Below are 24,985 nucleotides of genomic sequence, written 5' to 3'. Positions count from 1 at the left end.
AGGTCGCCGTTGGAAAATCGGCAAACCCTCATTGGCAGCGTCCGAGACTGCCAATGCGTCCGGGGCTGCCAAGAGGGAGCTGTCTTCTCGCGGTTAAACCATTGGTTCGGGTTGGCCCGAAATTTTGCGTGAACCGCGGCCTTTCATGAAGCGATGTCCAAAGTCGGTCAGCACGAAGATGCGAAGTGATCCGAGGATCGCTAACAACACCGCCAGGATCAACAGTCGACTGCGACGTGTTTGTTTGAACACGCCTCCTTCGCCCACAGCGGGTTGTTGCTGTGGCTTCAGCGGCATGTTGTACATCATGGCAATTTGGTCCATCTCGACGAGATGGATGACCGGAACGTCTTTTCGCATGAAGCGAGTCATGATTGAGTCGATCTGCATCGTCGCCCGTGACGCCGTGCGATTGAGTCCCGGTTTGTAAGCGCGTTTGCCGATCGTTTTGCCAACCGATACCGCCCCACCGCCGACGTTGATGTAGGCTTTGTATTCCTGCGAACCGGCTTGTTTGCGATAGACATTCATTCGCTCGTCGATGGCACTCGCAAAATCTTCCGCCTCGAGCCGTTTCATGCCGTTGTCGGTAATCGATTTGCGGATCATCTTGCGTGATTCGTCGCCAAGGCCGATACCCAAATCCTCGTAACCGCCGATCGAACATGCGACCGATCGAAACGGGATGTATTGCTCTTCGTAGAGCATCGTTTCCATATCGATCCAAAGGAATTTTGGATGATTGGCGCCCCATTGTGACGAACCGGCGCTCGCCAAAATCACGGGCCGTGCGCCGATGGTTTTCAGTGCCGCCAAGACATTGACATTCATCCCCGGAAACGATCCTGAATAGCCGACCGCCACCAAGTCGCCCTTGCCAACGCCCGCTTTGATCAACATGTCGATCACGACGGCGGCAAGGTTGGGATTGGTCGAGGTTTGCTTGGCACCCAAGCGGCCACTGAGTGTGGTCAGGGGGGTCATCAATTCACCAATCATCCCCGTCGAACCGGGGTCGATCACGGTATTGATTCGCATCCCCAGATGCAGTTTTTCGTTGCGAATCGCCTCCATCATTTCTTTGGACAATTCCGCAGCTTGCATCTTTAGATCCAAGTCTTCCTGCGGCGCTTCGACACGAAAATATTCGACCGTTGCCAGCCCAAGCAGTGAAAATGCTGCCATGAAGACGATGATCGATTGCGAGACTTGGCGAGGCCGCCAATACAGACGTTTCATAGTACGAACTCCAATCCGATCAGCATCAGAACCAAGCGAACCACGGTCGCGGCAGTCAATAGAATCCCCAGGGTTTCGAGCATCCCTTGCCGATCAATCCAAATCGCGATCAACCCGGGAATGATGTAGCCAATGACCTCGTAGTCATTCGATTCGGCCAACACATCCATGCTGAGCGAATCTTCGGGCACTGCCGAAAACGGAGCCAGCGATTCCATCAAGATCCCCACCAGGAAGCCGACAAGCACCATCAACACGGTGCGACGCTTTCCATAAATGACGATCATGTTCGATAGCGAATAGACAATGAAATAAGTGACGATCGCCGCGAAAAACGTTGCGATCACGGTGACCGGGCGGTCCAGCGACAAGGCGATGTAACCGGGCACGACCATCCCGCCTGCGGCGAGACCGAAGGTTTCCGAGAACAGCAGGCTGACGGCCAAGCCGATGCCAATTGATACAGTTAAAGTGTCCATAGTTCCTAAAATGCTTTTTCGTCGACAATGCCGCGATTGCGGAAATATCGCACCACGTCTAAACCAGCGCCGCCAATGTTTGCCATTCCCATCACCAATGATGAACGGCCCGAAAGACTCACCACCTTCTCAAAAATCTCAGGCGCTCCGTCCCCTTCGGCCATCACCAATTTCCGTGAATCCAAGCCCGAATTGATGGCATGCTTGGCAAAAATGTAGGTTCCCGAACCGATCAAAACGTAATGATCCGCCGGACGCCATGCCGCACAGCACTCGGCCAATTGCCGCGAGCGGTCCGGACGATCGAATCGGCAATTGAAGATCATGATCCGCTTGCCCACGCTCGGATAGCGATCACAAGCCATGTCCCAAATGCGTTCGGTTGATTCCGGGTCATTCGCCGCGAAGCCATTGATAAACACGATCTCGCGACCGAAGAAATCCAATTCGGCTACGGTCATGATTCCCGGGTCGGGGCTAGCCGACCACATGCCTTGTAGCGCCGTCGCACGATCGACGCCAAGATCGCTGAGCACTCGCAACGCGAGTGCCACGTTTTCAGCATGCTCGATGTACGAAAACTGAGCCAAATCCAACGGTTGGATGGCATGCACTTCGTCTTCGCCGACGGTAATCAGTTCGCTTTTGCGATCGTCACACACCTTGCGGAACGCATCCAAGTGACGCCGCTCGGCGGTGTACAATTTGCCCTCTTTGGGCACCATGCCAAGTAATGCCCACGCCACGTCCTTTTCGCCCGGCCCCATGACGTCCAAGTGGTCGGCACGCGCATTGGTGATCACGCTGTGCGTCGCGTGAACCAACATGAACTCGCACAACCACTGCAAGTACGGAATCAACGCCATGCACTCGATTACAAGTGCTTCGGATTCGATTTCGGCCGCGGCTCGAACGATCCGGATCTGTTCGATCACGTTTGCGCGTGCCGGACGGAACACCGGATACTCGGCACCATCGGGCAAAATCATTCTTGCCAAAGTGCCCGTCGTCTTGGCACAGGTGCGTTTACCCGATGCGCGCAACCCTGCGGCGATCAGCCGAGTCACCGACGATTTGCCTCGCGTGCCATTGACATGGATACGCGTCGGAATCGTCGCTAGGTTGCGTCGATGTAGGAAAGACTCTAATAAGCCCAGCCCGACCAGCGACCCGGTCGTGCCAAGCAGTGCAAGCGAACCATCCATTCGTGATGGTTAATCCCAGTAAGAGATGCGGAGACTGCGTCAGGTAGGAAAAGGTGAATACGAATCCTGATGCGCAGCGAATTATGGTGATGCAGCAAATGCGTGCTAGTGGATCACCGTAAAATTCTTACGAAATTCGACAAATTTGTCAGAGGAATTGAGCCAATTTCGACAGAAAATCGGCGAGTGCCTTCGCCGCGAGCCACTCATCATTCGCTTAATGGTGACTTGTGGAGCCTTAGAATGCTCAAACGCCATCGCTAAGGTCTGCCGCGATCCGTAAAGCGTTTGACCATCGATCTTCGGTTTAGCGAACTTTGCAAATCCAACCAACGCGTCCAATTTTCGCCCGAATGACGTGGTGCGGATCGCAACACCACTTCCGCAACGTTGCCGCTGTGGGCGAATTGATCTCCGCGGCGTTGACCGGATCACTGCTGGGCAGTCACTACAGGGCAGTGAACCCCATGGCAGTGAATTGCTGGGCAGTGAACCGGTCTGACACGACAACAACCGCAAGACTTTGGATGCTAACGGTTCAGGTGCCGGTGACGGAACGCCTGTTGATCTTGCCGTTCGACTTGCTGGGCGTACTCTTGTTCGCCCATTTGAAGTTCCGCCAAAAAGTCACTTCCAACGCCGCCGATCACTTGGGTATGGTCACTCCGACCACAGCCTGAGATCAAGGCGGTCATCACAAGTGGAAGCACGTACAAGGTGATGTTTTGACAGGTCCGTTTGAATGTGGTGGTCATCTCGATTGGTCCTTAAATATTTTTCGATGGTTCTGGGAATTTGCTGTTAATCTGGTTTTCTCAAACCAAGACTCTTAATTGAACGGTTGATCGATGACTTCATTGGAAGCGCGAGTGCCGAGGGCTCCCCACAGTCCATACGGGCTCTTTTGACCCGGTGCCGACTTCCCGCTTTGTCCGTACTCGACCATGGCCGCGCTTTGGTCGCCGGATTCGATTGAGTCGGTGACGAAGACAACCGCACCGTCACCCATCAGCACGTGACAGCCGCCTTGGTGCCGACTGCTTGGTGGCGCGATGCCTTCTTGGCCCGGCCAATCGTCTTGCCAACACGCAGCGGAGTTAGGTGGGGTGATGGTGAACATTGCCGAGTGAAACGTTTCGCCATTCATCCATTGGTAGCCGCGTCCGTAAATCGATCCGCTTTCCCAATCGCTGAACAAAACCGTCGACTCAGCCCAGAATTTTGGTCGTGAGGGATCGATGGATCCGTTGGATTCACAGACACGTGGATTCGCTTTGACGCCGACTTGGCCGCGTGCGGCTTGTGTCCGGATGTCTCGGTCACCCAAGTCGGTTGTGATTTCGCCAGCGACGATCGTATTGGACAGCCCGTCCCTAATGTCACGAAACCGCATCGATACGTGAGCAACGAACGCGCCTCGTTGTCCGGCACGTGACAATTGTGAATCGGTGCTTGTTTGGACAAGTGCATGATTCATCGGTCCGGTTTCGGCCTTGGAAAACGAGTCGCCCAAGCAAACCGCATAGTTGGTTCGCCCTTGCGATGGAACGCCGTAGCCCGGATCGGACGGGCAACGCAGCGTCGGGATTTCGGTCATGGCAGGTGGGTACAGAAAACTCACGTGAAAGCTCGGCTTGGGGCCAAAGGCAGTCCACGAAGGAACTCTGGGAATGCGTTCGCCATTGGGGCCAAGTTCCTGGCCGAGCGATGAACTCATTTCCTCCCACAGCGATTGTTGCTCGATAAACGGCGTGACACCGACCCAAGCACTCAGTTGGCTCTGGTTGGTGTTTGGCGACCAAATCCACCAGTTGGCCGTGGTCGGATCGAGCCCCGTACCGGTTTTGTGTTTAGGCAGCCGGTTGTAGGCGGAATGGTAGTTGTGGATTCCCAATCCAATCTGTTTGAAATTGTTGCTGCAGCTCATGCGACGCGCTGCTTCGCGTGCAGCCTGGACGGCGGGCAGCAGTAATCCGACCAAGACTCCAATGATTGCAATCACAACCAATAATTCGACGAGCGTGAAAGCAAACCTGGGCCGGTTCGTTGATGACGTCATGGTGGTACCTTTGATACTAAGTTTGGGCAAAAGGGGCAAACGTGTGTGAAACAATTCTGAAACGACATTTGGCTGGCAAAGGGAATCCAAGTGTCGTCAAACAAAACATCAAGCGTTGATCGATTCGCTCGAGGTTCCAAAATCGAGTGTGCATGAAATGGGTTTAGTAACTACGAAGTCAGTGAAGGGGGCAAATTGGATCTGATACAGAAAACCTTATTAGCTTCGGATTCCAGTCTTGATTTACGGGGTCTGTTTCGGGGCAACCTTCTCGGCCGCGGCTGGTTCGCAAAGCGACCGATAGGTTTCGTAGAAGTGAATCGCGATTCCGCCAAAACAATCGAAATCTTGAAAGTAGTTTTCAGCGGCCGAAGTTTGTTCGTCAAAATCGACCATCAAGTCATCTCCGAACGTCACTTTCGAAGGCATCACACTTTCAGTAACGAATCCTCGCATCCGCGGTATCTCGCCCTCTTCCGCGAGGTCGCGTGACTCAAACGTTCGCCACTGCGAGTCCGCGGCAATCACGGATTTTGCGGTTGCTCGTCGGCTCTCAACCTGCTGGTCACTTTCCAACAGCCAATAGAATTGTTTGGCCAACCGACGTAGCGACCTCTCGGTCGCAGCACGCTGTTGATCAGAGGGGGCGTGCGGGATTTCGATCCCTAAGTGAATGTTTTCGCCGTCATCCATTGTGCGAACACGATGTCCATCAATCAGGCTCTGGTCGGCGAACAACGGAATGACCGCCAAGGATTGTTGGAATCTTTTGCGGGGAAGCCCTACTAGGAACCAGACCTTGCGATCGGCTTCCATGAATGTCTCGACTCCCATGAAAATGGTGGCGCCACGTTGACGTTGACCATATTCGATCAACGCTTTTCCGTGAGCGATGATGCCGTCAGCCCCATCGGCCCGGTCGCGATAATTCATAACACCAACGTTGTCTAACATGTCGATGCAGTGAAAACTGGCTGCTTTGCGAACTCCATTGAATTCGACCGCTGCCGTAGCTTCGCCTGTGTTCTTGTCCGTCGCCTGCCACCAAAATGGGATATCAACTCCGAACTGCATGTTCGAGCCTTCACGAATGCGTCGTTGACACTCGGCATTCAATTCCAGGTATTGACGGAGGATTTGTTCGCGTCGTGAAGGCGAATGCCAACCGAGCAACAGATAAGGTTCATTGTCGAAATGAACACCGTCGAATTTTTCTTGCTCTTTGCCTTGCGAATTGAATTGCATCACCGCATCCACGAGGCCAAGCGGAATGTCGTGATTCTTTGTGAGGCAGTATTCGGGTGCTCCGTCCAACGCGTGAATACGGATGTTTCGCGAATGCGCTTCGGTGATGAAGCTGCGTAGTTCCCGTTGCATCAACACGGTGACGCGGGCCGAGAGCGAGGATTCGGGGGCGGTTGCCGATACCTTTGACGGTTCGGGTTGCTTGGACAACTGGGGCCGCTCGACCTTGTAGGGCAACTGCAACCAGATTTGGCCGATTTCGTGTGCTTGGCAGAAATCAAAAAGTTCGTACCAACGCGGTGTGCTGCCTAGCAATTCTTTTGTGGACCATAGCCACAGCGTGCGTGACGGTGTGGTTGTTTGCGGACGCTCCGCTTGCGGTTCCGGCTTGACGTTGGCCGGAATCATTTGATTTGGATCCGATTTGAATGCCACATCTTCGAGATAGATTTTAAATTCGCCGACCTCTGCAAACTCAAGGGTCAGTCCTGCGAATTGCGAACAATCGATATTGGTGGAGCGAAGCGGCACAATCACCTCTTGCCATGCTTGGGTGACTCCGCCATCAAGAAACTGATCAACGGGACCCACCAATTCAGAGTCCTCCTTGGCGATCCAATCTACGTCTGAGCAACGGATGTTGAAGCTTTCACCTCCACGCTCTCCACGTACCCAAAACGACAGATGCGTATAAGCCTGTGCATCGAAGTAGGTTGGCTTTAAAGCATGCATGTCAAAGAAGTGAATCCAATAGCCGCAGAATCCTGCGCTGGCTTTGGTTGCCTCGATTCGCATGCTGTATCCATTGTCACCACGCCTCGGATCAGGCACTCGCATCGCCGAGGAAAATGAGGGTGATCGTTGAAACGTAGAACGGTATCCTTCGAGTCGGTTCTGGACCGGCTGATCAAAACGATCCGCGATCAATAGCGACGATCCGGCGTCGGCGACCAAGGCTTGAATGCGAGGGGATGCAGCGAAATCGTCAGCATGCGATGAAGCAGCGATAAGGGCGGCACAGAAGCACAGCAGGTAGCAACGAGGGTTCACGAGATTTTCTTTCCTGTACTTGCGACAGCTTGAATCAACCATTGCGAGGCTCAATGGCACGTCGACGCCCGTAAACGGACGGGCGTGTTGAACGTCATGCTTCACTCTCACGGGGGCGGCGATGGATGATCGTTCCGGTTTTCGGAGTCGATCCGCTTGGTGTGACCACGACTTTGGGCATGAGGCAAAATCGAGATCCTTTGAATCTTGGCCCCCGAAAGCGGCAGAGTGGTGGGGATCACCTTGCTCTGCCGTTCGGCGAGGCACCGGTACTTCATCAGCCTGTTCTTCTTACTCTGCACCCACATTCATCATGGCAACCTGCGACGAATTGAGGCGAACGACTTCGACTTCGGCCGATCGAGCAACGTCTGCAGGTAAATGGTCAATCGCCATTCCGGCACGCAGATTGGTCGCTTGCGCTGCGTCGGGATAGATCGCTACGATCTGAAATCGAGTGCCTGTGGCCGTGCTGTCGTTACCAAATCGGGCTGACGAAACAAATCGATTTTTTCCAACCTGCGAACAAGCAGCCTGAACCCACCAACTGTCGTTGGCTTGAGTTGAACGAACCAACACGATGGGCTTTCGACCGTCCAACGACGAACACGTGACCAAATCGGCTCGTTCCACTTGACTGTTTTCGATCGGGCTATGGATCAATTTAGGGTGTTCCGCTTCCGAGTCTTCGGGCGTTACTTCGGGCACACTTTCTAATTTGGTCAGGGTTCTTTTCGGTTTTCCCAAGATGCCGTCGGGCTTTTTTAGGACCACGACGGTTTCCACCGAGCGGGCCAAGTCCGGAGGCAAATCTCGAAATGATGCACCAGGTTCAAACAGTTCTCGGCCTTCCGCCGTCGGCACCATCAACACAACAATTTGAAAACGGCTTCCGTCGAGTGAATTTTCGTTTCCGATTTGGGCGGACGCTTTGAAGGAGCGTTGAGATGTCTTCATTGGCCGCTCCTGTGCCCACCATAGGCAGCCGGGCTGATCGGCCCTGACGAGTACAACCGGATAACCTGGAGACATCACTCTGCCGGTAACCTCGACGAGATGTTCCACTTTCTCTTGCGGTTGAGGATTCAGCAGGATAACTCCGGTGGTTTTTGTCTCATCGCCTTGAACCATGGCTACAGGCATGGTGGCAAACAATGCGATGCCGACAAGCTTTGTGATTTTCATTGGGATGTTCCTTTGAACGGAGCGTGTTGGGTTGGTGTTTTGACAACGCCCGAGAAGTTATCAAATTTCTTTGCTTCCCCCCCGGAAATCCATCGCGACAACTGATTGAATTCCAAAGTCGACGGCGGTCGAGACGAATGCGTTCCGTCTGCACGATTATTGGATCTTTCCAATAACACCACTCTGAACGAACAGAGACTCCTTGCGGTTGAAATGATTCGGGTCACAACGTTTATGTCAATTATGGAAGGGACGGCGAACCACACCTCAGAATGAGCCTGGGCTGCATATCCGGAAAAATCGTTGCAACATCCGGCTGCACCGGTGTGTTTGGGCAACTCGGATGATGCTTTTTCACTTCATCGATTCGCGAGAGCTACGGTTTTGCGTAAGCGACGTCAGTCGGATTACAAAAGGGGCATGCGTTTAATTGAATTGAATGGGGCACAACCATGAAATATTTGAGGAACAAGACATGCAACCGTCAGGAAACCATGATGATTTGCGGGACAACGTTGCCGAATTAGAGTCCGTCGAAGCAGCGAATTCGGGCCGGACTGCGACCGAAAACCGAAGCAGCCATTCGCCCCAGCCGACTTGGCGGGGAATTCGTCAAGCGTCTGAATGCAGGCCGCGACGATCCCCCAGCCCACCGCGACCCCCGGCACCTGCTGCCCCGGTCCCCATACGTCCCAAGCGAAGTCTGTTCACCGGTTCGCTGCTCGTCTGTTTGTGCGCGGCCATTGGGTACTTCGTTTGGGATTGGCAACTGCGTTACCAATCGCACGGAGTCGTTCAGGGACGAGTCCTGCAGGTAACACCGCCTTGGGATGGAAACGTGCTAACGTTGCAGGTGCGCGAAGGCGACTCCGTTCGACAAGGACAAGTGCTGCTGACGGTCACCAATATCGAGCAAGAGCAACGGACAGCCGAAGTTGCTGACGCTCTGAAACTTGCCCAAGCAACGTTAGAGGCAAAGGTCTCAGAGATGCGCTGGCAATCGCAATTGCGTGGGGACCGTAACCAGAAAGCACTTGGCGAGTACTACGAGATGTGCGGCGAACTCTCGAGCCAACGCACCCAGTTGTTGCAGGCCGAAAGCGAACTGCAACGCTTGCGGGCGACGCGAGAAAAGAACGAGATGGCCGTCCGCGACAAAGACTTGGAAAATGCAAGTTACCTCGTCGAAGGGCTGCGAGCGAAGTACGAAAAACAAACCGAAGCGGTAGCGGAAATGAAAAAGCGAGTTGAGATCTATGAACAATTTGCTGATGACGCGTCGGCAACGATTCAGCCCGCAATGCTGCAAATCAGTAATCTTCAGGCGGAACTCGTCCGCCTGCGAGAAGTGGTCCAACAAGGACGAATCTGTTCGCCTGTGAACGGAACGGTGCTCAAGGTGCGGCGTTTTGCAGGCGACTACGCCAACGCCTCGGAAACCGTCATGGAGATTTTAGAAGACTCTACGATCGAACCGGTTTTGTATTACTCGCAAAATAACGCGGACAAACTACGGGTCGGAGACGAAGTGGAGATCGATATTCGCCCAGGCCTGAAACGACTTCGTTGCCAAATCACACGGATCGGCGAACAGTTGGAGTACGCGCCGCCAAACATCGAGCGTTATTACCGCAAGAATGAAAAGCTGTTGCCCGTCTACCTTCAGCCTTGCGATGCCAAGAACATTGAATCACTGCTGTACTTGGGCAGCGAAATCGATGTTCCACGTTTTTCTTTCGCAACAGCGAAGTCATAAGACTCGCTTCATGCTCGCGAATGCCTATTGAAGTTGCGTTTTTATCACAACCCGACGCGTAAGCGAGGGAATCTTTGTCTTGATACGGTCCCTCGCTGACGTGTCGGGCTAGGATTTGCCGGGAAAAACGACAATAGCGCAACTTCAAAACGAATGCCTCCGCTGCCAATCGCTGAAACGAAAGGCAAATTGGGCTCGAAATCCGCTTGCTGGTAATGAGCCCACTCGCTGTCAACACTCACAACAAAATCAAAGATTAAATTCATGCACACCTCTATCGATCAACCAAGACATTCCACTGCTAACCACACGGGAGAAACACTTCCGGTTCAAACGGAGTTGCTAGTGGGGGTGGCTTCGGCCGCCGTCAATTCGTCGTCGTTCACTGGGCCCAATGGCCCGTTGAAAGCTCCTCACTTTTCGATGAACCGTACGGATTGCGGTGACGAACTCGACGAATCGCGGTATGCAGTAACTCGAGGAGTCTTTGCCATCCCAATCCTGCACGACCATTCACCCGATGTGAGCCACTCTTCCGAAGGAATAACGATTGAGATCGGCCGAAATAGTATCGTCTTCGAATTGGCCACGAAGGCACGGCCAGCGACTTCGAAATGGTTGCTGGGAATCGAAAGCGAAAACGGCGAATTGGGTTTCAAAACGGTGGTTTCGAGAAACGTATCGCAAGCCGGATTGGGGCTACATATCTCTGCGACAACCGTTCGTCCCGGCGACGATCCTCTGTCGGAGGATAACCTGACCCCGACACTGGACCCACAAGACCTGACCTTTCACACCAAACTGCCACTTGCGGTGTTGAACAAATGGGTGTCGTTGGGTGTGTTGCGGCCACGATTACTCGATCGTGTTTTGGTTTGTCGAGGCTGTGGTTCGCTGCCGACATTTCGACGTGGATGTCGAAACTGCGGATCAATCGAGGTGAAATCGCAACGTATGATTCATCACTTTGCCTGTGCTCACGTTGATCATGTCACCAGCTTTCGCCATGAAGCGGGACTGGCATGTCCTAAATGCCTTGCAAAAAAATTGGTTGTCGGGGCAGACTTTGAATACCTTGACGGACCCCTGCAGTGCCTCGACTGCCAATGGGCCGACACAGAACTGATGACGATCGCACGGTGCGGTAGTTGTGGCGACGAATGTACATTGGACCAAACCGTTGAAAAGGAAATGGTAGAATATCGTGTTAACCGATTGGAGCTATTGGATCTCGTCGCTGCGAACTGATCAGTTGTTGGCCGCTCTGCTGCCGCTGCTGTTGTTCGATAGTTTGAGATATTCGTTAGGTTCGCTAGCTGTTTGGCTGTGCGATTTTGCCCGTGAACTTGGCTGCCTATTGCGAGGCAAGCGGCCTGAGCCGCGGTTTGGACAGTGCCCGTCGGTGTGTGTCGTCATCGCTGGCTTGAACGAAGCCGAAACGTTGCCTCACACGCTGCGGTCAGTTTGGAACACCTACCCGCGGTTGGAAATCATCGTGGTCGACGACGGATCGCGTGACGCGATGAGCCAAGTGGCTACGGAGTTTGCGCGTGATCACGCTGGGGTGACCGTGCTGAGAAAACGCAATCGCGGTGGCAAATCGTCGGCGCTTAACTTCGCATTACCGTTCACCAACGCCGAGATTATCATCGGCGTCGACAGCGACTCGCACGTGGGCGAAAACGCGATTTGGGAAATTGTCCAACCGTTTGCTAACCCACAGATCGGCGCGGTATCCGCCGCCGTCATGGCTCGTAACGCGAACACCAATTTGGTGACCCGGATGCAGGGGCTGGAGTATCTGCGGTCGATCTTTTTGGGTCGGCTATTTGCTGATCGCGTCGGAACCTTGGGAATTGTTTCCGGTGCATTTGGGGCGTTCCGCCGCGAGGCTTTGTTGCGAACCGGTGGATGGGACGTTGGGCCTGGCGAAGATGGGGATTTGGCACTCCGTATACGAAAATCAGGATATCAAATTGCGTTCGCGCCCTACGCGCAGTGTTTCACAAATGTGCCGACCGCTGCGAAGACGTTGATCAAGCAACGTCGCCGTTGGGAGTGGGCCGTGATCACGTTGGAATGCCGTAAGCATGTTGATTTAGCAAATCCGTTGTCCAAGAACTTCTGTGTCAGCAATCTCGCCATGTTGGCGGATCGCTGGACGTTTAATCTGTTCTTGCAATTTGTTTGCTGGGGATACATGGGATGGCTGTGCATTCACGCCAACGAACACACGTGGAAACTGTTCTTCTTGTATTATCTGGTTTTCATGGTGTTGGAGGCGATTCAGGTTGCCGTCCTGCTGTACTATTCCAACGATCGCCGTCGCGAATTGAGCGTTGGTTTGGCCGCGCCGTTGATGCCGTTGTATCAAGTCGCACTGCGGGCGGTGATGTTCTACGGCGTTCTCGAAGAACTGTTTTTTCGCCGATCGCACTGCGACAACTTTGTTCCTGAGCACGTCCGTCGATCAACGTGGCATTGGTAGGTAGGCGTCTCCCTCGATCAATCCAGCATCCTCGACAATGGGGATCAAATCTGGGATTGGGGCCTCCGTGAATTCACCTGCCAATTCACACGTCGGCACCGATTCGATGGCATCGGATTGAAAAAACACGTCCAGATAAGCCAGATAGGTGCCGCGTACGTAGTGAACGGTGGCCACCGCCATCGTGTGTTCGACTTGTGATCGGGCCAATGCCGTTTCGGCATCGACGGCGCGTTGGATCGCGATGTTGACGAATTCCAGCGGAATGTCGACGACTTGGTATTTTTCGCGAATGGCATCGACGCGTTGTCTCGCTCCGACAACGCGATGTTGGTTGGCTTCGTTGGTCGCGAAGGCGCGGTGCAGTTCTGCAAATGCGGCATCCAATTCGATAGTGACTTGACGCTGTTGCTCGCGATAAATGGCTTGTTCTCGCATCAATTGGAACTGAGCGTTTCGCACCGCAGCATGGGCCCGTCGGAAACCGACCGGAGATTTCCATTCAAACCCCACGGTCCAATCCTGTAAATCACCGCGAAACAAATCTGAGTAGGCGCCGCTGTTGGCCTCAGTGGTCGTTCCGAACAAATCCTGGCCAAAACCATGCATTCGATATTGTCCGATCAAATCGAGTTGCGGCAGTAGGAAGTTGCGGGCGGCGACCAGTTCATATTCCAGCCTTCGGATCTTCAATTGTTGCGTCTGAAGTTCAACTCTCTGCTGAAGTGCGAACGCGAACGAACTTGGACGGTCAAAGATGATCTCGGCCTGGATCGTCTCGTCGATCGGTCGAATCAATTTGCCATCGTAAAACGGAATTCCGATCAGAAATCGCAATCGACGTTCGGCTGCCAACAAGCCGGTCTCGTAACCGACGGTGCGATTGTCGGTCGCAGTCGAGGCAGCCAGCCCGGCGGTTCGGCCGATGTAAGCGTCCTTGACCTCCGTGACCCATGCGTAGTAACGCTCGCGAGCAAGGGCTTCCTCTGCGCCGTCGGCATCGCCCGTCGCAAGCCGCGCCTGCACCATACGCCACGTTGCTAATGCGGCATCGCGGCCTTGCAGTTTGGCGTCTAAATTGCGATAGGCAAGCAACAGTTCCCAGTATGCGCGTTCGACATCAAGCAGCAAATCGCGGACGGCAACTTGAAAATCGGCAATTTCAATGTGGGTGTTCAGTTGGGCAACCCGCACGCCCCGATAGTTCCCAGGCGATGCACCTGGACCCGCAATCTGATTGAACTCGCGTCCAGAGCCTTGTTTCAAGGGGTGACGAATCTCGCCTTGAAAACCACCTGTAAAGCTTTGTGGGAACCGATTGAGCGGTGAGTTGTTGCGATCAAAAGTCGTGAGGTTGCCTAGCTTAAGCTGGGTTCCGCTACCGGTGATCTTTGAGATCGAAAAATCAAGGAGCCCGAAGTTGGTGCGCGGATCCCGCGTCCCCTGTCCCTCGATCGCATTGTTCAGCGTCTGCTCCGTTCTGCCGTAAAGCAAACTTGTGGCAAGCTGAGCGTCGAAATCGCTCAACGCAGCCTCAACGCCAAACTGGGGATCCGTTCGAACAATCACGGAATCGAAGACCGTCGAAACGCTGTCTGGGGCGGAAACGACTGCCCCGCCGATGTCGCGAATGACCTGGCTTCGTGACAAAGCCATCTGAACGACGGAATCGAGCGTCAGCTCCCATGTTTCCCTTTGTTCCGGTGGCAATTGCACGTTGTCAATGGAAACAGGATCATTCGATATGCAAGTGTATTTGACCTCCATCCACTGGGGGTCGTAATCTGCGATCGAATTTCTGTTGGCTACGGTGATGTGTGGTTGCTGAGTGTATGTGCGAGAGTGCATCCCACATCCAGCCAGCAAGCCGACGTAACCAATGAATGTGAGGAGACATATCTTCACTGCCAAATTCATAGTAACTTGAATTCGTAACGCGGAAAGCATGCCCCATCAGAACAGTTTGTCGTCCACTAACCAGCCGGGGCATCATTCCGATCACATGGCCCCCACAGGAAGTACAGCCGGCAAACTCATCGCAAACCGCATCGTTTTTCATCCGAGCTTGTCGCAAACGATGACACGACCGGATTTGCCTGCACGTAGCAAACCGTGGATGGCGTACAGGCGAACGGACACCCGGACTCGATCCCGAGGGGCCCAGGAATGTATTAGCTCGAGTCGCGGCAACCCGAATTGCGACTCACCAAAGAGTGTCGAGTCGCAAAAGAAAGATGGGGGTGACCCGAAAGGAAACGTCGATGACGTCAAGTGCGTTCCCACTGTCATGCCGGAAATCCGCCACGGGACGTTCCGGCATACGATACGCCTACGAGTCGGGATCAGGACAACAGGGCTTGGATGACTTTGCCATCGCCGCCGATTTTGAAAGGACGTCCCGATGGTGAGTAGACCTCTTTGTCGATCGGCAGCCCCGCCGCAGCGGCGATCGTTTTATTGAAGTCGGCGACCGACACGTGATCTTTGGCGACTGAATGTCCCCGTTTGTCGGATTCACCGTAGGCTTGGCCGCCGCGGATTCCGGCCCCGATCAACAGACTGCAAAATGCACCAGGATGATGATCGCGGCCCGCGTTCACGTTCAACTTGGGACTGCGTCCAAATTCCGTGGTGACGACAATCAGCGTTTCGCTGAACAAACCTTTGCTGTGCAAATCCCGCATCAAGTTGCCCAGCGCGGTATCAAGATTGGCAGCTCGGGTATCAAGCGACTCGTAAAGGTTTTGGTGCATGTCCCAGCCGCCCGAGGTGACCTCGACGAATTGGGCTCCCTTTTCGACCAATCGCCGCGCCAGCAAACATCCTTGGCCAAGCGAGTTGTTCCCATAGGCATCGCGAATTGCCTTGGGTTCTTCGTTGATGTCAAACACCTTCAATTGATCGCTACCCATCAATTGATAGGCGTCTCGGTACGCTTGGTTGTACGCGATTACTTTGCTGTTATCGCGTCGTTGTTGAAACGCTTCATCAAACTTGGTGGCCAGCATCATGCGGCGACTAAAAAGTTCCGGCGGCAAGTATTTGGGAAGCTTTGTGTTCTGCAGTCCTTTGGCCGCATCGGCAATTGGGACCGGCGAAAACGATGGAGGCAGGAATCCAGCGCCGGGATGGCCGTTGGTGGATCCAATCAAATAGTTGCTTGGCAAACCGTTATTGGGTTTGGGTTGTTGTGACGTCATCCATGCCCCCATTCCTGGGTGCTGGATACTGTTGAGTTGTTTGTAGGCGGTCCGCATCAAATAGCGTCCCTGTTCGTGAGCTCCGGTTTCGGTGCTCAGCGACCGGACCACCGCAATCGCTCCGGCCAAATAGGAGAGCTTGGGAAAGCGGTCGCCGAACATCAATCCCGGCACACGCGTTTGCGTCGGTTTGGTTTCGCCCGCTTCTTCGACTCCCTGTTTTGGATCAAACGTATCAATATGGCTCATCGCGCCATCGAGCATGATGTAGATGATGTGTTTGGCTTTGCCCGCAGGGGTCGCTGCTGCGTCGGCCGAGCCGATCATGGTTTGCGAACCGAGTGCACCGGCAAACGAAACGCCAAGCGTCTGCTTCGCGATCATCTTCATAAAATCACGACGCTGCTGGCTTGTGAATTCAGGTCGATTCATTACACATTCCGCCTTTATTGAACAAATAAGAATTCTCGAGTGTTCAGGAGTGCCCAAATGATGTTGCCGTAACCGACATTGTCGTTTTTCATCTGCGACAATTCTTTCGCGGTTATCAACCGATCCTTCTGTGTCGGCATGCGGCCGAGGACACTCAAGAAAATTGCGTCGATGCGATCCTTTGTTTTGTCGATTGCCAACACGTTGTCGACAATCGCCGAACCGGGCTCGAGCATGACATGGGTGATCGGGCCGTTGAACATGGCCAACGTTTGCGGGACGGTCGGCTCTTGTTCGGCCGTTTGGATGCTTTCACGATTGCCTTGACCAAATTGACGCAAGAAATGGTCTGCCGGCAATGGCGATGGCAGCTCGCTGGCGCGGCACAACACGTTGCCTTGGTAGGCGTGTTGGTTCAGCGAACGCCGGTAGGTACCGATGTCGTACGTCTTTTTGAACTGATCCGCCAATGCAGTGACTTGATCAAACGAGGCATGACGAAAATCGATCGAGACATAGGGAGCGATGTCCTCGGCCGTCGGACGCTGGAAAGGCCAAGGGTTGTGAACCGCCATGGTCAAAATCGAATCCCACACTTGTTCCGCCGTCATGCGTCGAACCACGGGGCCGGGGGCATAATACAGCTCGCCACTGGTGACCTCGTAGTCGCTGGCTTCCCGTTGGTACGTGTTGCTGTATAGGATCGCGCGAATGAACTGTTTCAGATCAAATCCACCTCGCACCATTTGCTCACTTAATAAATCAAGCAGCTCTTCATTCGCACACGGGTTGTCCTCGTTGAAATCGTCAATCGGCTCGATCACACCGACACCGATAAATCGCTTCCATAGCCGGTTGGCGATCATGCGGCTGAATTTCGGATTCTCGGGGCTGGTCACCCAGGCGGCGAACTGCTCGCGTGGCGAATCCGACTTGGCTTCCGCCGGAACGTCGTCCCACAACACGGCCGGTTTTACCGGCGAAAGCGGTTTGGCATCCGAGTAGGCGTAATCATGAGGAAGTTTTAAAACCGCTTTGACCTCGCGAACGTCATACAAGCTGGCGTTCATCACGCGCCGGTATTGACTGGGGAAGCGACCTTTTTCGTCACGTCGCTTGGCTTCGTCCTGGAACTCTCGGCGTTTTTTGCGTTCCTCTTGATAACCCGGCATGTCGCCGCCGATCCGCGTTCGTGTTCCGGCGGTCATCGCGGCGAGTTGATAAAATTGATACTGAGTCCATTGGTCAAACGGATGGTCGTGACATTGGGCACAGCCGATTTGGGTGCCTAGAAAGACACGCACGGTATTGTCGACGTATGCCAGCGGCATCAAATCGTCGCGAAGCTGGAAACCGACGGCAGGGTTTTCCCAGGCCTTGCCGGTTGCCGTCAACATTTCGTAAACCCATTTGTCGTACGGCTTGTTCGAACAAATCGATTCTTTGACGTAAGCCAAATAGGGATCCGAAATATTGTCGGGTGACGGTCGTTCGACCAATCGCAACACATCGGCCCACAGGTTGTACATGTTGCTGACGTAGTCAGGGCTGTTGAGCAGTTGGTCGATCAAATCCTCGCGTCGATCGGGATGCGTCGACTGCAGAAACTCCGTTGCTTCGGCCAAGGAAGGGATGCGACCGGCAACGTCTAGGTACACACGCCGCATGAACACCTCGTCGCTAGCCATCGCATTGGGCGAGAGACCTTCGCTCGCCAATTTTGCCTCGACGGCACGATCGATCGCACGCGACGCCGAGTGGATCTCTGCACGCGATCTCGCCTCGACCTTGGCCACGTCCATTTGGACCGGTGTTTTCTCAAGCACGCTGGCGGGAAGCTTGATCTTAGGAGGCTTCGGCGGTGATGGCTTCTTTCGCTGTGCGAAGGCATCCGTCGCCGTCAAGCTAAGCACCCCGACCAGCATCAGTGCCATGAAAACACGGTGACGGCAAATACGGTTGGAAACATGCGGATCGACACCCATCTATCGCTGTCCCTTTTCTCGAAATTCAAAAAGAAGTGAGCACTGCATCGCGTGAATCGATGCGGAACTTCGTGAACGTCCACGTCGAATTGGCATTTCACGCTGCGTTAAATAAACGCGGTCACGGCCCCGTTGAACTCAGGTTTCCGGGGGATAAAGCGTCTTTGCGTGCCAATAGTGTAGCCTGTTCGCGCAGGCGAGACACGAGAAAAGGCGGGATTTTAGCGGCCAGTGGGGGAAGTGGACCTTCGCAAGCTCTGCTTTTGGGGCTTCCTCCCCTCCTGCCGGGGTGGTTGATCTAGCAGCGGCGACTAATCGATGTAGCTGTCTAACAACCGCAAGACCGCGCGAATGCTGCTTAGAGATGCTGTTTCCGAGGCGGTGTGATAGCTGGTGGTGGGGATTTGCAGCGTGGTGCCGTTGATCTTTCCCTCGGTCGCCGCGGTCAGTCGTCCCAATTCGGTCCGGCCAAACGACAGCGGTTTTTCACGCGTGCGATTGATCGCTTCGACGTAATCGTCTTTGTAGCTGTAGCCGATCCCCAGCGATTCGCAGCGATCTTGCAGTTCCATCGTCATGTCGCCCGCAAAGATGGCGGTGGCATCGCGGCGACGCAAGACGACCTCTTGCGCGGCGGCCGCCAACGGCGTCGGATAGGGGCTGGTGTCCAGCACGATCAAACGCTGCGTCCACAATTGTCGCCGCAGGAACCACTCGAGCGCGTACCGCCAACTTCGGCCCGCTTCTTCGCCGGCGGTGAATAGCACGGTGCCTTGGAATCCACAGCGAAACATGTGGACGAGGATCGCGACCGACAACACATTATCAAGCTGCGCTGAAATGAAACCATCGGCGATCGTCAAGCGATCGACAAACGAAACCGGCGTGCCCGGTTGCAGGTGGCTCAGTCCATCGATCTCGAAAATCAAGTTGCGGCGATTCGGGCAAACAAACGAACGTGTGATCGAGCCTTGGCCCAAATAGGTACCGACGTGCGGCAAGTGCGACTGGACACGCTGGCCGATGAAGCGGTCTTGAATCAATTCCATCATCTGTTCCGAGACCGAATCGCCGTTCAGTTCGCCTCGGTTGCCAGCGATAAACGCCGCGTATTGGAACTCGTTCGGGCCGGTGCAAAGCAATCCATGGCGGTCCACGTGCGCCGACAAGATGATCGAATCTGGCCGGTTTCCCTGTGCCACCAAGACGCCGTGGTACAGCGAAACGTTGACCGACAACTCTTCGAGCTCGCGCAGTACGACTCGAAAAAAAGCCTGCTCGACACCCACCACCGATGGCTCGCGAACCAAGCCACCTAGCAGGTGCAGAAAATCACTTAACCCAGCGTCACTCGCTGCCGAATGTTTTACCAACGTGTTACGACCTTTGAAAAAAAGAGGATATTCCGCCTCGGAATTTCACTACATGCGCAACATTTGGCAATCGAGAGGACGTGACGTCCGATTGCAAAGCGGTCGAGCATCCATGCCACCATCGACGGCTTTAATCTCGTTTGACCCAGGGATTGACGTCGTCGCTAATCTTGACATTGGAGGTGACAAATTTGACGATCGCGGGGATCACCTCCGACGACTCATTGACCAATGCGGGACCGCTAAGACTGGTTCGGACCGTTTGCTGTGTGAGCCCCGTGACTTCGCCTTGGCCTGCTTTCTTCTTGAACACTTCGATCCGTTTGGCGATGCGAGTGGCCTCGGAGCTCTCCGAGCTGCTGTCGCCGGCGACAATCATGATCGGCAATCGCAGCACGTTGATATCGGTCAGCGTGGGGTCGATTCCAACTCCCTTTAGCTGCTTTTCCGGACTGATCAACACGAGTGCCTTGACGTCCTGGCCTTGTTTTTTGCTGCCGATCGATGGCCAACGCCAATCACGCATCGCGAAATGGGAAGCGAGCACGCCGCCTTCGCGAACGCCAATCATCACCAGCGCGTTTAAGTTCAATTTGCCATCGTCGTTTTCATGTTTCAGGAACTGCTTGGCCTCTTCGAGATCCGAGGACAGGATCGCATCGATGTCCCGTTTGTTCATGGTCGACGGGTCGAACGTCTCCGTTTTGCCTCGCACATCGACATACTCTTTGCTGCCGCCATGGCCGCGATAATCCGGAGCCAATACCGCGCATCCGGCATCGCGAAGGGCAACCACCAAATTGTAGTAGGGGCTCACTTGCCCTTCCCATTCATGGACCAAGATCACTGGAATGGCATCTTTCCCCTTGCTCGACGGAAAGTAGAAAGCGCGAAGGGCAATGCCGTCACGGGTTTTCAATGTCACCGGACGTGGTTTCAACGCCGGGTCCTCTTTCTCCTTGCCTTTCCCTTTGCGGTCTTGGCCAACCGCGATCGAAGCGACCACGATGCTCATCGCGAACACCATGAACATCACGACCATGCGGCGAAGGGCATCGTGGGTCGAAGCAGCATCACGGGATAGGTCGGAAGGATTTTGCAGGGACTGGACGGCTACCGCGCTTCGCATGAAGGACTCCTAAACGTATTTTTCCGATCGGATAAAAAAGCGGTCACTTGTTGATCCGCTTCTCTGACTGGCTGCTTGGGTTCACTGACTGCTTGGGTTCACAGACTGCTTGGGTTCACAGGGGCGATGCGTCCCATCGGGACTCGCTGCGCCTCGTTGCTATTCCATCTGATTTGTTATTTCCATCTGACGTCTTTGCCTTTTCATCTTACCTGCTCGCCGCTTGCAGAGTGTAGTTCAATCCACCCCGCGATAGGGCACCCAGAGGTGGGCGGGGGGAAGGGTTTGATGAGTCGGAAAAGAGGGGAAGGCGTAAATCTAAACAAAACCGCCCTCTTAAAGGTTAAACTGCCCCGTCGCGTGGGTCAAACTGACCGGACAAACAATCCACGTTGATCTATACTGTCGCCTTCGCTCGGCGTGTGCTTGTGGCGTGTGCTCGTTCAGCTCACCTCGCTGGCATCCATGCAAAAAGCCCCGAATCGGCGTTTCGGAAACCAAACTCCCAAAAATCAGCCCAGTATCGATAATGAAGTATTGTCCCCCTCGTTGCCCTGCTGCTGCCCCTCTTTCTGGTTTGTCGATCGTGGCAAACGTCATTACGCCCAAGCGTGCTATCGCAGTCGTGCTGTGCGGCGTGCTTGCGATCGCGACTCAGCCGGCGCTGTATGCCCAGCGAGATCTGACCGAGATTCCGCAGCCGGATCCGGCGAGCGAGTCGTCCGAAATGCGAGTGGCTGAATCAGCAAGCGTTAATCTTTACGCGGCTGATCCTCAGATTCGCAAGCCCATTCAAATGAACTTTGATGCTTCCGGGGCTCTGTGGGTGGCGACCAGCGAGGTGTACCCGCAGATCAAACCGGGTGAGTTGGCAGATGATAAAATCGTGGTGCTGCGTGACACCGACGGCGATGGCGACATCGATCAATCGACCACGTTTGCCGATGGGTTGCTGATTCCGACCGGAGTGATCCCCGATGGCGAAAACGCATGTTACGTCGCCGACAGCACTCAGCTGCTGCATCTGGCGGACACCGATGGTGACGGCGTCGCGGACAAACGCCGCGTCATCTTTAGCGGCTTTGGTACCGAAGACACGCACCATCTTCTGCATACGTTGCGTTGGGGGCCTGATGGATGTTTGTATTTCAATCAATCGATTTACATTCACAGCCACATTGATACCGCGTACGGCACTCGGCACTTGGACGGAGGCGGGATTTGGCGTTATCGCCCCAGCACCGGCCGCTTGGAAGTTTTTTGCAAAGGGTTCATCAACCCATGGGGCCACGTGTTCGATGAACAGGGCGAATCGTTTGTCACCGATGGGGCGTGTTTCGAAGGCATCAACTATGCCTTTCCCGATGCCGTCTTCATCACGTCGCCGGGAGCAAGTCGATGGGTGAGCGGATTGAACCCGGGAAGCCCAAAGTATTGTGGGCTCGCCGTGTTGTCGGGGACGCACATTCCCGCCGATTGGAAAGGAGGCTTGGTCACCAACGATTTCCGTAGCCACCGCGTCTGCCGCTTCGACGTCACCCCCGATGGCAGCGGATTCCGCAGTCAACAGCAACCCGAAATCATTACGACGTCGCACGTCGCGTTCCGCCCGATCGACGTGCGGATGGGGCCCGACGGCGCCGTCTACATTGCCGATTGGTACAACCCGATCATCCAGCATGGTGAAGTCGATTTCCGTGACGAACGACGCGATCGCAAGCATGGTCGCATTTGGCGGGTCAGTTTTCCCGAGCAACCGCTGGATCCTTGGCCTGAATTTGCGAAACAGTCGACTGCCGAGTTGTGCGAACTGCTCGAGGATCCGTCGCTCGACGTTCGCCAATTTGCTCGCGAAGAACTGTGGCGACGTGCAGAGACCGATTCCGCCAGCGTGATGAAAACGATTCGTGATTGGCGAGACGCCGACAATGCAAACGCCGCGATGCGAGCATTGGAGGTGTTGTGGATGAATGAAGTGGTTTCGGCTGCGAACGCGAAGGATGCTGAAATCGCGATTGCCGCCAGCAAGCAATCCGAGAAACGAGTGCTCGGTACGGCGCTGCGAAGCATTTGGCGTAGCCGCGAGAACGTCGCCACCGACAGTGAGGCTTACAACACGATTTCGCAGATGGTGTTCGCGCAAGCGGATGCGGCGGATCCGCGGACACGATTGGAAGTGGCGATTAGTGTCGGCCAAGCCCATGCAGATCGTGATGCACTGAACGCCGTGATTGACGTTGCCAAGCATCCGATCGACAGCAATTTGGATTTTGTCATTTGGCAATCCTTGCGGAAACTGGACGCGGCATCGCCATCGACATCCATCTTGGAACAAATCGATTGGCAGTCAAAACCGCATGAATTAGCGATTGCCGTCAGCGCGATTGCCAATCCAAAGGCAGCCCAAGTGGCGATCGAGATGCTGCAGCGTGATGCCGGCAAAGCGGCCTCGAGCGACGAATTGTTCCTCGCCGCGGTCCAGGCTGGCAACGCAAACCAGCTCGGTCAATTGCTCAAAATGCTGACGAGTTCCTCGTCGTCCACGCCCTCGGCTTCGCGGTTGACCGCGCTGCTTGAGCGGACCAAGTCGGATGGAACAATTCCGGCCGATGCAAACGCCAGCGTCGCGGTTGCGGTCGCCGATGCGGCAACACTCGACCGCAACCCGCAGTGGCGAACAACGCTGTATCAAGCGGTTGCCACTTGGAAATTGAGCCAAGCCGAGTCGGCCTTGATCGAAATGTTGCCTCAATCCAGTGGCGATAGCCGGGTGGCGTTGATCGAGGCGATTGGATCGTTCGAATCAGACAAGGCCAAACAGACGATCCGCGGACTACTCGATTCGCAGGACCCCCAAGCCCGTGTAGCTGCCACCCGGACGATGGCAAGCCATCGCCCGCGAGCCGCGTTTGCTGCGGTGATCAAGCTGGTCCAAGACCAAGAGACGATCGAAGATGGAGCGACGATCGTTGCCGAGATGGCGAAACGCAAAGACATTCCCGAAGCCTTTGCCAGCGTGCTGGAGAAGCACACGCTCGATACCGAACTTGCGAGCCATCTGCTACGGCATCTTCGCAGCAGTGGTGGAAATGCACGACTCGAAGAAGCGATTCGCAAAAGTGGCAAACTCGAAGACCTTGCCTGGAAATTGACTCCAGAGCTTTCGGCTGAGATTTTGGCTCAAGCCAAGGAGGGTTCACCAGCTAAAGGCGAACGAATTTATCGGCAAGCCAAGCTGCAATGTATCAATTGCCATGCCATCGGGACGGCGGGCGGATTGGTTGGTCCCAACCTGATCAGCATCGGGGGAAGCTCGCAGCCGGACTACATCTTGGAATCGCTGCTCTCGCCAAATGTGAAGCTCAAAGAAGGTTACACGACGACTCAATTCTTGACGGACGAGGGCCGCGTGATCAGCGGGATCGTGCTTACCGAAAACGACAAAACAATCCAGGTGCGGCTGGCCGATGGCACGGTCACTTCGGTCCTTGTCGATTCAATCGAGGATGAATCGCCCGGCAAGTCGCTGATGCCCGAGGGGTTGTTGGACAATCTGACTCAGGGCGAATTGGCGGATCTTGTCGCGTTCCTCTCTGTGCTAGGGCGAGATCCGGAGTACACGGTTTCGACCGAACCGATGCTCCGCAGCATCGAGACGCTGATTTTTACCAACCAATCGAATCGCCAGATCAATCGCACCAGCACCGATGCTGTGGCAAACGACAGCGAAGTCATGCAGTGGCGACCGTTGACGTCGCGAGTCGACGGAACGTTTGTGATCGAAGAGATGGACGCGTTCAAACAGCACCGAACGACACCACCCACGTCGTTCATTCGTTTCCATATCAACGTGTCGGCCGACGGCGACGCGCGTTTGGAATTTCCCAGCGAGATCAGCGAGGCTTGGGTGGATGGCAAACCGACGCCTGCGGCATCGCTGCGGACCGAATCGTTGCCCGCGGGCGAGCACACTGTGGTGTTTGCCATCGATCGGACCTTGCAAACGTCTCCATTTACGATCGGATTGTCTGGCGGCGTGACCGCATCGGAGCCTAAGTAAACTCGCCGCATCCGAGCTAACCCGTGATCGGATTGATCCAGTGGTTTTGTGTCGGCTGGCATCGGTGCCGCCGGCGGGATCGGAATGCCCGAGGATAATT

The 24,985-nt window shown here is 54.7% G+C and carries 16 protein-coding genes; 4 read left to right on the top strand and 12 right to left on the bottom strand.

What is annotated here, in order from left to right; all coding sequences use genetic code 11:
• Nucleotides 1-93: 93 nt before the first annotated feature.
• The 7 genes from pgsW to ABEA92_RS10775 all read right to left on the bottom strand — a co-directional run bounded on the left by pgsW (nucleotide 94) and on the right by ABEA92_RS10775 (nucleotide 8,462).
• On the bottom strand, nucleotides 94-1,239 hold the full coding sequence (gene pgsW / locus ABEA92_RS10805; protein WP_345683836.1) for a poly-gamma-glutamate system protein: 1,146 nt from the start codon (nucleotides 1,237-1,239) through the stop codon (nucleotides 94-96).
• The gene (gene pgsC / locus ABEA92_RS10800; RefSeq protein WP_345683835.1) at nucleotides 1,236-1,718 is read right to left on the bottom strand and encodes a poly-gamma-glutamate biosynthesis protein PgsC; all 483 of its coding nucleotides are present in this window, start codon (nucleotides 1,716-1,718) and stop codon (nucleotides 1,236-1,238) included. The genes pgsW and pgsC overlap by 4 nt, the downstream gene beginning before the upstream one ends.
• Before the next feature lie 5 nt (nucleotides 1,719-1,723).
• Nucleotides 1,724-2,923, bottom strand: a complete 1,200-nt coding sequence (gene pgsB, locus ABEA92_RS10795) for a poly-gamma-glutamate synthase PgsB (protein ID WP_345683834.1) — start codon at nucleotides 2,921-2,923, stop codon at nucleotides 1,724-1,726.
• A 530-nt stretch (nucleotides 2,924-3,453) separates the two neighbouring features.
• The gene (locus ABEA92_RS10790) at nucleotides 3,454-3,678 is read right to left on the bottom strand and encodes a hypothetical protein (protein WP_345683833.1); all 225 of its coding nucleotides are present in this window, start codon (nucleotides 3,676-3,678) and stop codon (nucleotides 3,454-3,456) included.
• 74 nt (nucleotides 3,679-3,752) lie between these two features.
• Complete coding sequence (locus ABEA92_RS10785; RefSeq protein ID WP_345683832.1) at nucleotides 3,753-4,982, bottom strand: DUF1559 family PulG-like putative transporter; 1,230 nt, start codon at nucleotides 4,980-4,982, stop codon at nucleotides 3,753-3,755.
• 243 nt (nucleotides 4,983-5,225) lie between these two features.
• Nucleotides 5,226-7,277 carry a hypothetical protein gene (locus ABEA92_RS10780; protein ID WP_345683831.1) on the bottom strand — a complete coding sequence of 684 codons (2,052 nt, stop codon included), beginning with the start codon at nucleotides 7,275-7,277 and terminating at the stop codon, nucleotides 5,226-5,228.
• A gap of 291 nt (nucleotides 7,278-7,568) precedes the next feature.
• Nucleotides 7,569-8,462 (bottom strand): hypothetical protein, encoded by an 894-nt coding sequence (locus tag ABEA92_RS10775; protein WP_345683830.1) that lies wholly within the window; start codon nucleotides 8,460-8,462, stop codon nucleotides 7,569-7,571.
• A 475-nt stretch (nucleotides 8,463-8,937) separates the two neighbouring features.
• Here ABEA92_RS10775 and ABEA92_RS10770 point away from each other — a divergent pair, with 475 nt between their 5' ends.
• The 3 genes from ABEA92_RS10770 (at nucleotide 8,938) to ABEA92_RS10760 (ending at nucleotide 12,706) form a co-directional block, all read left to right on the top strand.
• Nucleotides 8,938-10,218 carry an HlyD family secretion protein gene (locus tag ABEA92_RS10770; RefSeq protein ID WP_345683829.1) on the top strand — a complete coding sequence of 427 codons (1,281 nt, stop codon included), beginning with the start codon at nucleotides 8,938-8,940 and terminating at the stop codon, nucleotides 10,216-10,218.
• A 423-nt stretch (nucleotides 10,219-10,641) separates the two neighbouring features.
• Nucleotides 10,642-11,466, top strand: a complete 825-nt coding sequence (locus tag ABEA92_RS10765) for a TackOD1 domain-containing metal-binding protein (protein WP_345683828.1) — start codon at nucleotides 10,642-10,644, stop codon at nucleotides 11,464-11,466.
• Complete coding sequence (locus tag ABEA92_RS10760; protein ID WP_345683827.1) at nucleotides 11,423-12,706, top strand: glycosyltransferase family 2 protein; 1,284 nt, start codon at nucleotides 11,423-11,425, stop codon at nucleotides 12,704-12,706. Before ABEA92_RS10765 ends, ABEA92_RS10760 begins: the two co-directional genes overlap by 44 nt.
• Here ABEA92_RS10760 and ABEA92_RS10755 read toward each other — a convergent pair.
• From ABEA92_RS10755 to ABEA92_RS10735, 5 genes are all read right to left on the bottom strand, one after another.
• Entirely contained in the window at nucleotides 12,689-14,554 is a 1,866-nt protein-coding gene (locus tag ABEA92_RS10755) for a TolC family protein (protein ID WP_345683826.1), read from the bottom strand. The two genes, ABEA92_RS10760 and ABEA92_RS10755, sit on opposite strands and share 18 nt — an antisense overlap.
• 494 nt (nucleotides 14,555-15,048) lie before the next feature.
• A complete protein-coding gene (locus tag ABEA92_RS10750; RefSeq protein ID WP_345683825.1) occupies nucleotides 15,049-16,338 on the bottom strand; it encodes a DUF1501 domain-containing protein in 1,290 nt (429 codons plus the stop codon).
• A gap of 14 nt (nucleotides 16,339-16,352) precedes the next feature.
• Complete coding sequence (locus tag ABEA92_RS10745; protein ID WP_345683824.1) at nucleotides 16,353-18,272, bottom strand: DUF1549 and DUF1553 domain-containing protein; 1,920 nt, start codon at nucleotides 18,270-18,272, stop codon at nucleotides 16,353-16,355.
• Between the two features lie 362 nt (nucleotides 18,273-18,634).
• Entirely contained in the window at nucleotides 18,635-19,696 is a 1,062-nt protein-coding gene (locus ABEA92_RS10740) for a peptidase M42 (protein ID WP_345683823.1), read from the bottom strand.
• Between the two features lie 130 nt (nucleotides 19,697-19,826).
• On the bottom strand, nucleotides 19,827-20,825 hold the full coding sequence (locus tag ABEA92_RS10735; RefSeq protein WP_345683822.1) for an alpha/beta hydrolase: 999 nt from the start codon (nucleotides 20,823-20,825) through the stop codon (nucleotides 19,827-19,829).
• 586 nt (nucleotides 20,826-21,411) lie between these two features.
• Here ABEA92_RS10735 and ABEA92_RS10730 point away from each other — a divergent pair.
• Nucleotides 21,412-24,885 (top strand): PVC-type heme-binding CxxCH protein, encoded by a 3,474-nt coding sequence (locus tag ABEA92_RS10730; RefSeq protein ID WP_345683821.1) that lies wholly within the window; start codon nucleotides 21,412-21,414, stop codon nucleotides 24,883-24,885.
• The last annotated feature ends 100 nt before the right edge of the window (nucleotides 24,886-24,985 follow it).

Source organism: Novipirellula caenicola (assembly GCF_039545035.1).
GTDB lineage: Bacteria > Planctomycetota > Planctomycetia > Pirellulales > Pirellulaceae > Novipirellula > Novipirellula caenicola.
The sequence above is the reverse complement of the archived record's forward strand: the minus strand, read 5'-3'. Positions and strand labels throughout refer to the sequence as shown.